Here is a 13,052-nt window from a genome sequence, read left to right as displayed (position 1 = left end):
AGCTCGACCGCCCGGGCGCGGTCATTCCCGCGCCGCCCGGCGACATTTTCGGCGACGTCTGGGAATGGACGGCGAGCCCCTTCGCGCCCTATCCCGGCTTCGCGCCCGAGCCCGGCGCGGTCGGCGAATATAATGGCAAATTCATGTTCGGGCAGCAGGTCTTGAAAGGCGCCAGCTGCGCCACGCCGCGCGGCCACAGCCGGGCCTCGTACCGCAATTTCTTTGCCGCGACCGCGCGCTGGCAATTCACCGGCCTGCGTCTCGCCCGCGATGCCTGACGAGCGCTTTAGCGAAGACGGGGGGGCCGACGAGCAGGCCGACGCCTTCCGCGCCGACGTGCTGGCCGGCCTCTCCGCGCCAATCCCGGCGATCCCGGCGCGCTGGCTGTACGACCGCGCGGGCTCCGAATTGTTCGACGCCATCACCCGGCTCGAAACCTACTATCCGACGCGCACCGAAACCGCCCTGCTCGAGACCATCATGCCCGAGGTGCGGGCGCTGATTCCACGCGGCGCGGCGGTGGTCGAGTTCGGCGCCGGCTCAGCGACCAAGACGCCCTTGCTGCTCCGCGCGATCGACCCGGCGGCCTATGTCCCGGTCGATATTTCGGGCGACTATCTCGAGCAGAGCGCGGCGCGGCTCGCCGCCGATTTCCCCGGGCTCCCGGTGCTCCCGGTAACGGCCGATTTCGTCCGCCCGTTCGACTTGCCGGGCGACATCGACGACCTGCCTAGGCTCGGCTTCTTCCCCGGCTCGACCATCGGCAATTTCGTGCCGCGCAGCGCGACCGACCTGCTGCGCCATTTTCGCGAATTGCTCGGCACCGGGTCGCGGCTGCTGATCGGCATGGACCGCGTCAAGCCGGTCGAGCGGCTGATCGCCGCCTACGACGATCCGGGCGGCGTCACGGCGCGCTTCAACCTCAACCTCGCGACCCGCATCAACCGCGAGCTCGGCGGCACGATCCCGGTCGACGCCTTTCGCCATGAGGCGCGCTGGAACGACATATTGTCGCGCATCGAGATGCACCTCGTCGCGCAGCGCGACGTCGAGTTCGCTGTCGCCGGCCAGCATTTCGATTTCCGCGCCGGATCGTCGATCCACAGCGAGAACAGCCACAAATATGGCGCGCGCGGGGCCCGCGTGCTGCTGCTCGCCGGGGGCTGGACCCCGCTCGCCGAGTGGACCGACCCCGCGCGCGACTTCGCGGTGATCCTCGCCGAGGCCCAGCCCAACCGCTTCGCACCGTAGTCATTGCGGGCGGGCACCGCCCCGGCTAAGCGCGCCCGATGCTCATCGCCCTCTTCCAGATCCTCGATTTCCTGCTGCGCATCGTCGGCTGGGTGATCATCGGCCAGGTCATCATCAGCTGGCTGTTCGCGTTCAACGTGCTCAACGCCTCGTCGAGCGGGGTGCGCGGGTTCGCCGAAGCACTCGAGCGGATCACCGCGCCGCTGTACCGGCCGATCCGCAAGATCCTGCCCGACTTCGGCGGGATCGACTTTTCGCCGCTGGTGCTGCTGCTGCTGATCCAGATTTTGCGCATGCTGCTCGGCGGCCTCGCCGTGGAGCTGACCTACTCCGACGCATGAGCGCGGCGGTGATCGACGGCCGCGCCGCCGCCGCCGAGGTGCGCGCCAAGGTCGCGACCGCCGCCGCCGCCTTCCAGACAAAGACCGGACGCCAGCCCGGCCTCGCCACCGTGCTGGTCGGCGAGGATCCGGCGAGCGCGGTCTATGTCCGCTCCAAGGGCAAGGCGACCGGCGAGGCGGGGATGGCGAGCTTCTCGCACACTTTGCCCGCGAGCACGGCGGAGGGCGAGCTGCTCGACCTGGTCGCCGCGCTCAACCCCGATGACGCGGTCGACGGCATCCTCGTCCAGCTCCCGCTGCCGCCGCAGATCGACGCCGCGCGGGTGATCGCGGCGATCGACCCGGCTAAGGATGTCGACGGCTTCCACGCGCTCAACGCTGGCCGTCTCGCGACCGGGCTCGACGCGCTGGTGCCGTGCACCCCGCTCGGCTGCCTCCATTTGCTGAAGGCCCAGCTCGGCGATCTTGCCGGGCTGGAGGCGGTGGTGGTCGGGCGCTCGAACATCGTCGGCAAGCCGATGGCGCTGTTGCTGATTGGCGCGAGCGCGACGGTGACCATCGCCCACAGCCGCACCCGCGATTTGCCCGAGGTCGTGCGCCGAGCCGACATCGTGGTCGCCGCAGTCGGCCGCGCGGAAATGATCAAGGGCGACTGGATCAAGCCCGGCGCGACCGTCATCGATGTGGGCATCAACCGCGTCCCCGGCGACGGCGGCAAGGGCCGGCTGGTCGGCGATGTCGAGTTCGCTTCGGTCAGCGAAGTTGCCGGCGCGATCACCCCGGTGCCGGGCGGGGTAGGGCCGATGACCATCGCCATGCTATTGCGCAACACCATCGTCGCCGCGCACCGCCGCGCCGGCCTGACCGATCCGGAGGGTCTATGATTGTCGCCTTGCTTCTCGCCAGTGCCGCCGCGCCGAGCGCCGTCGACGCCGAACGCGCGTTCGCCCGCGATGCTCAGGCGATCGGCCAGTGGACCGCGTTCCGCAAATATGCCGACCCCGACGCGGTGATGTTCTCGCCCCAGGCGGTGTGGGCGCATGAGTTCCTGAAAGACCGCAAGGACCCGGCGGTGCCGGTGCGCTGGTGGCCGGCGCGCAGCTGGGTGTCGTGCGACGGGCGCACCGCGGTCAACACCGGGCCGTGGGTGCGCGATGGCGGCAAGCGCGTCGGTTATTTCACCACCGTGTGGGTGCAGGACAGGGGCCAGTGGCGCTGGGTGTATGACAATGGCGACGAGTTGAAGACGGCGATCGCGCGGCCGCGCAACCCCAAGGTGCGCAAGGGCTCGTGCCGCGGCAAGCCGGGGCCGGCGCCGTTGCTGCCGCCGCCGACCGCAGCGCGCAAGCCGGGCGGGGGATCGCCCGACGACTTCGGGCGCGGCCAGTCGGCCGATGCCTCGCTCGGCTGGGACTGGAAGGTCGGCCCCGGCGGGGCGCATCATTTCCGCGCGTTCGTGTGGAACGGGCGGCGCCATGAGATGGTGCTCGAGCAGAAAACCGCAGCCGCGAGCGACGCCACCCCATGATGGAGCTGTTCGGTTCGGCGCTGGTGACCTTCCTGGTCATCATCGACCCGCCCGGCTGCGCCCCGATTTTCGCGTCGCTGACGCGCGGCACGTCGCTCGCCCACCGCCGCTCGATGGCGCTGCGCTCGGCGGTGGTGGCGTGGGTGATCCTGATGTTCTTCGCTTTGCTTGGGCGGCCGATGCTCGGCGCGCTCGGGATCGACCTCGCCAGCTTCCGCATCGCCGGCGGCATCATGCTGTTCTTCATCGCGCTCGACATGGTGTTCGAGCGCCGCACGCAGCGCCGCCAGGAGCGCGCGCAATCGATCGAGTCGACGCCCGAAGCGGAGGACATCTCGGTGTTCCCGATGGCGATTCCGATGATCGCCGGGCCCGGATCGATCGCCTCGGCGATGCTGCTGGTGTCGCGCGCCGACGATACGCTCGAGATCGCCATCGTGCTGGCGGCGATCACCGTGGTGATCCTGCTGACCCTGCTCTCGCTGCTCGCCGCGGGGCCGCTGATGAAGCTGATCGGCGAGCGCATCGAAGGGATGATCACGCGCATCCTCGGCGTGATCCTCGCCGCGCTCGCCGCGCAGTTCGTGATCGACGGGATCAAGCAGAGCTTTCCCGGCTTGGGTTAGCGGCGCACCCGCCACATCCGGTAGGGCGAATCATCCGGCAGCTTGATCGGCTCCAGCCACGGCGGAATCTCGCCGCGCTCGAGCTGGCCGTAAAAGCCCTTGGGCGCCTCGGCCATGAAGATCGTAGTGGTCGAGCTGTTGGGGCACACCAGGAGATAATCGGCGCGATATTTGGCGAGGATCGCGCGGGCATTGTCGGCCGAGCCGCGAAACGCCTTCATCACATCGCCGATCTGCTCGCCGTTGCGGTGGTAGGGGCCGATCACGGCGTCATGATGGGTGACGGTGATCAGCCGCGGGCCGAAGTCGACGAACGAGAACACCATGCCCTTGGGCTGCTCGGCGATCGGGCGCAGCGCGGCGAGCGTCGGGCATTGGCGGTTGGCCTTTGAAATCGCGATTTCGCGCTTGGTTTGCTTCTTGCCGGGCAATGCATCGCTGACCAGCGGAACGACCGCGCCGAGGCCGATAAGGGTGACCGCGACCGGGCCGAGCACGCGCACCACGGCATGGCGCGAGGCGAGAGCCAGTGGCGCCAGAACCCACACGATGGTCACCGCCCCGGTCACCGCCAGCATCTGCGCCGCGGGCCCGGTGCGCGTCTGCCACAGCAACAGGACAGCCGCGGCGAACGCCGGAGTGAGAGCGGCCAGCACCCGCCGCAGCCGATCGCGGTCGCCCCGCGCCAGCCACGCCAGCAGCGCCCAGCCGAACAGCCCGGTGATCGGCAGAGCGACGATCAACGACGCGATCTTGGCACCGTGGCGGTAGACCGGCCGCGCCTCGCGGACATGGCTCAGCCACAACTCCTGCACTTCGGGCGACACCCCCTCGAGCCGCGCCAGGCAGTGCGGCCAGGCCAGGGCATGGAAGGCGGCGACCGCGACGCCAGCCGCCGCGGCCAGGGCCAGGCGGCGCTTCCAGTCGCCCGGCGAGAGCATCGCAAGGCCGAGCAGCAGCGCACCGCCGAGCAGCGCGTCGGCCAGCCACACCGGCGACAGCGCGTCGCACACCGCGGCGCGGTTGGCGTAGGAGGCGAACACGAGGAAGCTCAGCGCGGTACCGCCGGCGAGGGTCGCGGCATAGGCGGCGAGGCGGCGGCGCTGGTCGCGCTCGTCGATCCACATCAGCACCGTCGCGACCCCCGCCAGCGCGAGGTAGATCAACAGCTCGAGCCCGATCGCCAGCGACAAAGCGGTGGCGATGCCGACCGTCGCCCCGCCGCGCGCGCGCTTGGGATCGGCGAGGCCGGCGACCGCCAGGCTGAGCAAGGCGAGCTGCCAGCCGTGGTGGTCGATGCGGGTCGGCATGAACATGCCGAGCGTCGAGCCGGCGAGGAACAGCGCGACGAAGGCGAGCGGGAAAGCGCGGCGGTCGACCAGCCGCCGAACGGTCAGCGACACGCCGAACAACAGCAGCAGGAACGGCAGCATCGGGGCGACGGCGACCGCGATGCGCTCGGCATCGGCGCCGCCGACGAGCGGGCGCAGCAGCAGAATCAGCGCAGCGAGCGGCAGGTCGACCAGCCGCGACCAGTGGATGTTGGCGCCCACGGGCGGGCTCAGGCGATATTGCCTGAGGTCGAACCAGTCCTGCCCGGCGAGCAAGGCGCGAACCTGGCTCATGCGCAGATTGTCGTCGGTGTCGCCGAGCGCGAAGGCGTGGATCCCTGCCCAGCGCGAATAGACGAACCACGCGCAGAACAGCAGCCATGCGGCGGCAACCAGCCACGTCCAGTGGCGGTCGATCAAGCGCCAGGCGCGGTCGGCCGGCAGGTCGGTGTTGCGCTCTGACACTTTTCGCGCTCTAGCCGGTCAACCTCAAAGGGCAAGCGACGGGCCGCTGCAGCGCATGACCGATCACCAATATTCGAGCGACTTCTACGATTATATCGACGCCGGGTCGCGGGCGTCGGCGCGCGCCGTGGCGGGCCTGCTGGGCAAGGAAATGGCCATCGGCAGCCTGCTCGACGTCGGTGCCGGGCATGGCGCGTGGGCGGCCGAATGGCTGAAAGCGGGGGTCGCGGATGTCGTCGCGGTCGATGGCGACTATGTCCGCCGCGACCAACTCGCGATCCCGGCCGAGCAGTTCATCGCGCACGACCTCGCCACCCCGCTCGACCTCAAGCGCCGCTTCGACCTGGTCCAGAGCCTCGAGGTCGCCGAGCATCTGCCCCATGCGAAGGCCGAGCAGTTCGTCGCCAACCTGGTCGATCACGGCGATGTCGTGCTGTTCTCCGCCGCGGTCCCGCACCAGGGCGGCGAGCACCACGTCAACGAGCAGCCGCCCGAATATTGGCGACGGCTGTTCGCGGCGCGCGGCTATGTCGTGTTCGACTGGCTGCGCCCGCGGATTGCCGGGCGCGGCGAGATCAAGCCTTGGTACCGCTTCAACAGCTATCTTTACGCCAACCCCGCCGGGCAGGCGCGGTTGTCGCCCTCGATTTTGGCCGCGCGCGTGCCCGACGACCGGCCGCTGACGATCGGCGGCGATTTGCAATGGGCGCTGCGGCGCGCCGCGGTGCGGCTGATCCCGCGCGGGCTGGTCAAGCCGATCGCGATGGCCAAGGCGGCGGTCGAGGCGCGGCTCAAGGCGTGAAGCAAAAGCTGGCGCAAAAGTGGCGCGACCCCGAAGGACGGGCGACGATCCTGCAGCTGGCGCGCTACGGGGTGATCGGCGCGGGCATCACCATATTGGGCCAGGCGATTTACTACGCGCTCGCCGAAACCCGCACGACCTCTCCGCTGGTGGCGATCGCCATCGCCTGGGTGACCGGGGTTATCGTCGGATATTTCGCGCATGGCTGGATCAGCTTTCGCGGGCACGGGCCGCGCGACGACCACGCGCGCATCGGCAGCCGCTTCGTCGCGGTCAATCTGTTCGGCTATGCCATCAACAGCTTCTGGGTGTGGCTATTGGTCGAGCGGATCGACGGGGCGCTGTGGTGGCCGATCGTGCCCAACATCCTGCTTACCCCGCTGATGACCTTTGCCCTCCACCGCCGCTGGACCTACGGCTGAGGCGACCACGCCGAGGCGGCTCGGCGGCCGCAGTGACGCCTGCCCGGCGATCTCCGACACGATGTACAGCGGGCGCTGCTTGGCCTCGTTGTAAAGCCGCCCGATATATTCGCCGAGCAAGGCCAGCACGAACATCTGCACCGCGCCGAGCACCACCACGACCAGCATCAGCGAGGTCCAGCCGGGGATCGCGCGGCCCGACAGCCAGCCGGCGAGGATGTAGAGGATGATCAGCACCGAGCCGACCGACAGCCACAGCCCGGCGTGGCTGGCCAACTTGAGCGGCGCCGAAGAGAAGCCAGTCAGCGCGTCGAACGCGAAGCGGACCATCTTCGAGAACGGGTATTTAGTCTCGCCGGCGAAGCGCTCGTCGCGGTTGTAGAGGAACGGCACCTGCTTGAAGCCGAGCCAGGCGACCATGCCGCGGATGAAGCGCGCCTGCTCGGGCATCGCCAGCAGCACGTCGAGCGCGCGGCGGCTGATCAGGCGGAAGTCGCCAGCGTCCAATGGGATGTCGACCTCGGTGGCGCGCGCCAGCAGGCGGTAGAAACCGTGCGCGGTGGCGCGCTTGAACGGGGTCTCGCCGGCGCGGCTGCGGCGCACCCCGAACACCACGTCGGCGCCCTCGCGGCGCATTGTCGCGAGCATGTCGGCGAGCAGCTCGGGCGGGTCCTGGAGGTCGGCGTCGATGATCAGCACGATATCGCCGCCGCACAAATCGAGCCCGGCGGTGAGGGCCAATTGGTGGCCGTGATTGCGCGACAGGTTGACCGCGACCAAGCGCGGGTCGCTGGCCGCAAGTCGCTGCATCATCGCCCAGCTGCCGTCGCGCGAGCCGGCGTTGACCAGCACCAGCTCATAATCGTCGCCGGCGGTTGTGCGCGCCGCCGCGGTCAGCCGCTGGTGGAGCGCGTCGAGGCACGCTTCCTCGTTGAAGCAGGGGACGACGATCGACAGCATGGTCATGGCCGCACCTGATAGAGGATCGAGCCGGGCCCGCGCCAGACCATGCGCATGCCGGCGGTCGAGCGCGGGTCGAACGGCGGCACGTCGATCATCCAGACATAATCGAAGGCGTCGCGCGGCAGGGCCTTGAGCGCGTCGTCGGGGCTGTGGCCGGGGCCGCAGCGATTGGCGCGCACCAGCTGCGACGGATCGGCGGCATAGGCGCCGGCCTGGCGGTAGCGCAGGCCGAGCAGATTGGCGCCTTCGATCACCCACTGGTCGTTGGAGAAGCCTTCGCGGCGGACGATCACCATGCTGCCGAGGTGACTGTTGCGCTGCAGCGGCCACGGCCTGGTGCAATCGATCCCGACCAGGCTGGCGACGCGCGCGCCCATCGGAACATGGTCGAGCGCGGCGAGCTTGGCGCGCTGGTCGTCGGCGGCGATGGCGAGGCTGGCGGTGGTCCCGGCGAGCCGCACCAGCACGAACGCCAAGGCGAGCGCCGCGAGCACGCGCGCGGTGGGCAGATGGGTGTCCGTGCGAAAGCGGATCGCAAGCAGCGCGACCGCGATCAGATAGGGCACCAGCCGCATGTCGGCATAGGCCGAGCCGAACACCGTCCACGGCAGCAGGATGAACCCGGCAAGCAGCACCAGCGCCGAAAAAGCGAGGTTGCGCGACAGAGTCAGCCGCTTGCTGAGCAAGGCGAAGACGAGAATTGCGAACGCCAGCAGCAGCGAGCCGTAGTCGAACAGCGCCCAGCGGTCGCGCAGCGCCGAGGCAATCCACTCGAGCTTCATGTCCCAATCGAACCAGTTGGCGGCGGTCCGGCCATGGGTTTCGCGGCGCCAGGCGAGCATGATCGCCACGGGCAGGGACATTACGGCGGCGTGGAGCGCCGCGCCGACCCCGGCCTTGAACCACGGCGTGCCGCGGTCGTGCTGGCGCACCGCCTCGGCCGAGAAGCACAACAGGCCGAGCGTGCCCCAGCCGAAGGTGTGGGTGAAGAACACGACGATGGAGATCGGCACGAACAGCCACGCGCGCAGCGTCAGCTTGCCCAGCCGCGCCAGCCGCAGCCACAGCCCGAAGGCGAGAAACGCGAACGCCATCGACAAAGCGAAATTGACGAAGCCGAACATGAACGGGTGGCCGAACACGAACGGCAGCGCGAACATTGCGGTCGGCGGCAGGCGGTGGTGGACTTCGCGCGCGACCCACAGGAAACCGGCCACGGTCAGCGGCGGGATCGCCAGCACGATCAATTTGACCGCGGTCTCGAGCCCGACCAGCTGGGCCAGCGGCATCACCGCGAGGTCGACCCCGAGGTTGCCGATGGCGGCCCAGCGGAACGTGTAGAACTCGCGCAGCCAGGGCGAACTGCCGAGGTCGAGCTGGACGCGGTAGCGGCCCATGTGGCCGAACAAATCGACCAGCGGCGGCACCGGGGGATAGAGCAGCGGCACCAGCGCGAGCAGGATCAGCACCGCCACCAGCGGTCGCCGCTCCCACCACGGGCGGGTGCCAGGCGCCGCTGCGCCGCTCGGTTCGCTCGGTTGCATGATCGTGAAGAAGCCCTTGTTCGCCCGACCCCTAGCCGCCGCGCGGGGATTGTCCACTGGCGCGGCTAGCGCTGCTCCCGCCGCGCCAGCAGGCGCAGGCGCAGCGCGGTGAGCTTGATGAAACCCTCAGCGTCGTGCTGGTCGTATACACCGGCATCGTCGTCGAACGTCACGGTCCGTTCGTCGTACAGGCTTTCGGACGAGCGCCGGCCGGTGACGTGCGCTGTGCCTTTGAAGAGCTTGAGGCGGACCTCGCCGGTGACGCGCTGCTGGCTCAAGTCGATTGCCGCCTGCAGCATCTGCCGCTCGGGCGAGAACCACAGGCCGTTGTAGACCAGCTCGGCATAGCGCGGCATCAGTTCATCCTTGAGATGCGCGGCGCCGCGGTCGAGGGTCAGTTGCTCGATGCCGCGGTGGGCGAGGTGGAGGATGGTGCCGCCCGGAGTCTCGTACATGCCGCGGCTCTTCATCCCCACGAAGCGGTTCTCGACGAGGTCGAGGCGGCCGATGCCGTGGCGCCTGCCGAGCGCGTTCAAGCGCGCCAGCAGGTCTGCCGGGCCGAGCGCTTCGCCGTCGACCGCGACCGCGTCCCCCGCCTCGAACGCGATCACCACATCCTCGGCCGCCGGCGCCTGCTCGGGATCGTCGGTGCGCGAGTAAACATAGTCGGGCACTTCGGCCCACGGGTCCTCTAGCACCTTGCCCTCGCTCGAAGTGTGGAGGAGGTTGGCGTCGGTCGAGAACGGCGCCTCGCCGCGCTTGTCCCGGGGCACCGGGATCTGGTGCTTCTCGGCGAAGTCGAGCAGCGCCGCGCGGCTGGTCAAATCCCATTCCCGCCACGGCGCGATGACTTTGATGTCGGGCTCCAGCGCATAGTAACCGAGCTCGAAGCGGACCTGGTCGTTGCCCTTGCCGGTGGCGCCGTGGGCGACCGCGTCGGCGCCCACTGCTCGCGCAATCTCGACCTGGTGTTTGGCGATCAGCGGGCGGGCGATCGCGGTGCCGAGCAGATACTGGCCTTCGTACAGCGCGTTGGCGCGGACCATCGGGAACACGTAATCGCGCACGAACTCGTCGCGCAGATCCTCGATGAAGATGTGCTCGGGCTTGACCCCGAGCAGTTCGGCCTTCGCCCGCGCCGGTTCGATCTCGCCATCCTGGCCCAAGTCGGCGGTGAAGGTCACAACCTCGCAACCGTAGGTGACCTGGAGCCATTTGAGGATGACGCTGGTGTCGAGCCCGCCGGAGAAAGCGAGCACGACGCGGTTGACGGATTTTTGCGGCATGGCGGCGGCTTGCCACCGCGCCGGGGGCCATTCAAGCGCGATACACTTTGCCTTTGCTATCTGCCGCTTAACGTTTCCACGGAAGGATACACTCGATGCACAAGCTGTTGATCGGCGGCGCCGCGGCGGCCGCCTTGCTCGCGTTGGCGCCGGCCCTGGCGCAAACCCCGGCGCCCGCCGCCGCTGCGCCCCACGCTCACCACGGCATGATGATGAAGACGCACAGTCGCACCGACGTCGCCGCGCATGTCCAAACGATGTTCGCGCGGGTCGACGGCAACCGCGACGGCGCGATCACCAAGGCCGAGGCCGAAGCGGTGCGCGGGATGCGCCACGACAAGCGCGCCGAGCGCCGCAGTGAACGGCGCGGCGAGCGCCATGCGCAGGCGTTCGATCGCATCGACACCAACCGCGACGGCAGCATCGCGCGCGCCGAATGGGACGCGCATGCCGCCCAGCGCCAGCAGCGCATGGGCATGCGGCATGAGGGCGAGGGCAAGCGGGGCGGGATGCGCGGGATGGGCATGGGCGGTCTCGGCGGCCGGATGTTCGAGATGGCCGACGCCAACCGCGACGCGCGCGTGACGCTGGCCGAGGCGACCACGGCCGCGCTCAGCCATTTCGACATGGCCGACACCAACCGCGACGGCCAGCTGACCCCCGACGAGCGCAAGGCGATGCACCAGCGCATGCGCGGCATGAAGCACAGCGGCTAAGCGCGGCCGCCGCGACGATTGAAACGGCCCGGCGGAAGCGATTCCGCCGGGCTTTTCATGTCCTGCCTTGCGCTTGCCTGCCGGGCCTCCCACCTCTCTCGGTGAACGACCGCACCGGGCCCAAAGGCCAAGTTGAAGCGTTCCGTGGCGGGGAGTATAACCCGCTGCCGCGGAGCTTTACGAAAAGAACCCAACGCCATGTTTCGCCACGCAATCGCCATTGGCGCCAACGACATCGACGCGATGGGCCATGTCAATAACTCGGTCTACCTGCGCTGGGTGCAGGACGCCGTGGTCGAATATTGGGAGAAAGTGGCGCCGGCCGAGGCGGTAGCGAGCCATTTGTGGGTCGCGCTCAAGCATGAGATCACCTACCGCCGCCCGACCTTCCTCGACGACATCGTGGTCGCCGAAGTCCTCGCAGAAAAGGTCGAGGGGGCGCGCGCAATGTTCAGCACGGTAGTCCGCCGCGGCGAGGAAGTGCTGGCCGAGATCAAGAGCAGCTGGTGTTGCCTCGACGCCGACAGCAAGCGCCCGGTGCGCCTCGCCCGCGACATCGTCGAGCGCTTCCTGCCCGCGCGCTGAGCGCCGCGGGACGACGCTGGACGCACTCCCGCTGTTGGTCGAAAGTCGATTGCAAGCAGCGGCGATCGCGATGTTTCTTGCCGCAACGGGCGGCAAACGCCCGCGATGTGGGAGGTGGCGACGTGCCGACGCGGCGCTGGAGCATGGTCCTCGGGCTGACGCTGGCCTGCTCGGCGCTGGGCGGCGCGTCCGCCGGCAGCGCGGCGCCGCGCATCCGCAAGCCGGTGCAGGTGGCGCCGCGGCCGATGGCGCCGCTGCCGCCGGCGGTGATCGACAACCAGCTGGCGATCGGCGGCGAGGACATCAAGGCGCGGCAGGTCAGCACGCGGATGACCGTCGCGGTCCACGTCAACGGCACCGGCCCCTACCAATTCCTGGTCGACAGCGGCGCCGACACCTCGGTGGTCGGTCTGCGCATCGCGCGGCGACTGCAATTGCCGCTGGGCGCGCCGGCCTATCTCCACGGGATCACCGCGAGCAGCCTGGTCGACCGCGTCAAGGTCGCCGAGCTCGGGCTGGGGCAGAGCAGCGTCCATAACCTGCAAGTGCCGGCCCTGCTCGAGTCCGACCTCGGCGGTGAGGGGATGATCGGGATCGACGCGCTGGTCCAGCAGCGGCTGATGCTCGATTTCGAGAAGCGCGTGATCAATGTCGAGGATGCGCGGACGCCGGCCAAATGGGTCGCCGGCGAGATCGTGGTCACCGCGCGGCGGCGGCGCGGGCAACTGATCCTGTCCCAGGTCCGCGCCGCCGGGCTGCCGGTCGAAGCGGTGATCGACACCGGGTCGGAAATCACCATCGGCAACAGCAGGCTGCGCGACCTGCTGATCCGCGGCAACCGCAAGAAGTTCGTGACCATCCCGGTGACCGGTGTGACCGGGGTGACGGTCGATTTGCAGCTGGCGCGGATCGCCGAGCTCAAACTCGGTTCGGTGACCTTGCGCAATGTCCCGATCGCGTTCGCCGACGTGCCGCCGTTCGAGGTGTTCGGGCTGTCCAAGGAGCCGGCGCTGCTGCTCGGCACCGATCTGATGGCAACCTTCCGCCGCGTGTCGCTCGACTTCCGCGCGCGCAAAGTGCGCTTCCAGTTGAAGAAATGCGGGACGACCGGGGTGGTGGTGAGCAGCGACTCGACCTTCTACACGCGGCTGTCGTCGGGCGACGACAGCGAGGTGTGCCGGCGCTAGTTGCA

The 13,052-nt window shown here is 69.1% G+C and carries 15 protein-coding genes; 11 read left to right on the top strand and 4 right to left on the bottom strand.

Annotated features, from left to right (window positions below; translation table 11 throughout):
- From RMP08_RS10940 to RMP08_RS10915, 6 genes are all read left to right on the top strand, one after another.
- On the top strand, positions 1 to 278 hold a 278-nt coding region (locus RMP08_RS10940), incomplete at its 5' end, for an SUMF1/EgtB/PvdO family nonheme iron enzyme (protein WP_310469032.1).
- Positions 271 to 1,251 carry an L-histidine N(alpha)-methyltransferase gene (gene egtD, locus RMP08_RS10935; protein ID WP_310469031.1) on the top strand — a complete coding sequence of 327 codons (981 nt, stop codon included), beginning with the start codon at positions 271 to 273 and terminating at the stop codon, positions 1,249 to 1,251. The genes RMP08_RS10940 and egtD, both read left to right, overlap by 8 nt.
- 38 nt (positions 1,252 to 1,289) lie before the next feature.
- Positions 1,290 to 1,592, top strand: a complete 303-nt coding sequence (locus tag RMP08_RS10930) for a YggT family protein (protein WP_310469030.1) — start codon at positions 1,290 to 1,292, stop codon at positions 1,590 to 1,592.
- Positions 1,589 to 2,476: a bifunctional methylenetetrahydrofolate dehydrogenase/methenyltetrahydrofolate cyclohydrolase FolD gene (gene folD, locus RMP08_RS10925; RefSeq protein WP_310469029.1), complete on the top strand. Its 888-nt coding sequence runs from the start codon at positions 1,589 to 1,591 to the stop codon at positions 2,474 to 2,476. Before RMP08_RS10930 ends, folD begins: the two co-directional genes overlap by 4 nt.
- Complete coding sequence (locus tag RMP08_RS10920; RefSeq protein ID WP_310469028.1) at positions 2,473 to 3,120, top strand: hypothetical protein; 648 nt, start codon at positions 2,473 to 2,475, stop codon at positions 3,118 to 3,120. The genes folD and RMP08_RS10920 overlap by 4 nt, the downstream gene beginning before the upstream one ends.
- Positions 3,117 to 3,746 (top strand): MarC family protein, encoded by a 630-nt coding sequence (locus tag RMP08_RS10915; RefSeq protein WP_310469027.1) that lies wholly within the window; start codon positions 3,117 to 3,119, stop codon positions 3,744 to 3,746. Before RMP08_RS10920 ends, RMP08_RS10915 begins: the two co-directional genes overlap by 4 nt.
- Here the strand turns inward: RMP08_RS10915 and RMP08_RS10910 are convergent.
- On the bottom strand, positions 3,743 to 5,542 hold the full coding sequence (locus RMP08_RS10910; RefSeq protein WP_310469026.1) for an AcrB/AcrD/AcrF family protein: 1,800 nt from the start codon (positions 5,540 to 5,542) through the stop codon (positions 3,743 to 3,745). The genes RMP08_RS10915 and RMP08_RS10910 overlap by 4 nt on opposite strands.
- A gap of 55 nt (positions 5,543 to 5,597) precedes the next feature.
- Here RMP08_RS10910 and RMP08_RS10905 point away from each other — a divergent pair, with 55 nt between their 5' ends.
- The gene (locus tag RMP08_RS10905) at positions 5,598 to 6,344 is read left to right on the top strand and encodes a methyltransferase domain-containing protein (RefSeq protein ID WP_310469025.1); all 747 of its coding nucleotides are present in this window, start codon (positions 5,598 to 5,600) and stop codon (positions 6,342 to 6,344) included.
- Positions 6,341 to 6,766, top strand: coding sequence for a GtrA family protein (locus RMP08_RS10900; protein WP_310469024.1), 426 nt, complete (start codon positions 6,341 to 6,343; stop codon positions 6,764 to 6,766). The genes RMP08_RS10905 and RMP08_RS10900 overlap by 4 nt, the downstream gene beginning before the upstream one ends.
- Here the strand turns inward: RMP08_RS10900 and RMP08_RS10895 are convergent.
- The 3 genes from RMP08_RS10895 to RMP08_RS10885 all read right to left on the bottom strand — a co-directional run bounded on the left by RMP08_RS10895 (position 6,659) and on the right by RMP08_RS10885 (position 10,559).
- The gene (locus RMP08_RS10895) at positions 6,659 to 7,732 is read right to left on the bottom strand and encodes a glycosyltransferase family 2 protein (RefSeq protein ID WP_310469023.1); all 1,074 of its coding nucleotides are present in this window, start codon (positions 7,730 to 7,732) and stop codon (positions 6,659 to 6,661) included. The genes RMP08_RS10900 and RMP08_RS10895 overlap by 108 nt on opposite strands.
- On the bottom strand, positions 7,729 to 9,273 hold the full coding sequence (locus RMP08_RS10890) for a hypothetical protein (protein ID WP_310469022.1): 1,545 nt from the start codon (positions 9,271 to 9,273) through the stop codon (positions 7,729 to 7,731). The genes RMP08_RS10895 and RMP08_RS10890 overlap by 4 nt, the downstream gene beginning before the upstream one ends.
- 65 nt (positions 9,274 to 9,338) lie before the next feature.
- Positions 9,339 to 10,559: an argininosuccinate synthase gene (locus tag RMP08_RS10885; protein ID WP_310469021.1), complete on the bottom strand. Its 1,221-nt coding sequence runs from the start codon at positions 10,557 to 10,559 to the stop codon at positions 9,339 to 9,341.
- A 95-nt stretch (positions 10,560 to 10,654) separates the two neighbouring features.
- Here RMP08_RS10885 and RMP08_RS10880 point away from each other — a divergent pair, with 95 nt between their 5' ends.
- The 3 genes from RMP08_RS10880 to RMP08_RS10870 all read left to right on the top strand — a co-directional run bounded on the left by RMP08_RS10880 (position 10,655) and on the right by RMP08_RS10870 (position 13,047).
- Positions 10,655 to 11,275 (top strand): calcium-binding protein, encoded by a 621-nt coding sequence (locus RMP08_RS10880; protein ID WP_310469020.1) that lies wholly within the window; start codon positions 10,655 to 10,657, stop codon positions 11,273 to 11,275.
- Positions 11,276 to 11,473: 198 nt separating this feature from the next.
- Positions 11,474 to 11,860, top strand: a complete 387-nt coding sequence (locus RMP08_RS10875) for an acyl-CoA thioesterase (RefSeq protein ID WP_409049791.1) — start codon at positions 11,474 to 11,476, stop codon at positions 11,858 to 11,860.
- A 122-nt stretch (positions 11,861 to 11,982) separates the two neighbouring features.
- Complete coding sequence (locus RMP08_RS10870; protein WP_310469019.1) at positions 11,983 to 13,047, top strand: retroviral-like aspartic protease family protein; 1,065 nt, start codon at positions 11,983 to 11,985, stop codon at positions 13,045 to 13,047.
- The last annotated feature ends 5 nt before the right edge of the window (positions 13,048 to 13,052 follow it).

The organism is Sphingomonas sp. (assembly GCF_031426035.1).
In the GTDB taxonomy this organism is placed as follows: Bacteria; Pseudomonadota; Alphaproteobacteria; order Sphingomonadales; family Sphingomonadaceae; genus Sphingomicrobium.
This window is presented reverse-complemented; position numbering and strand designations above follow the sequence as displayed.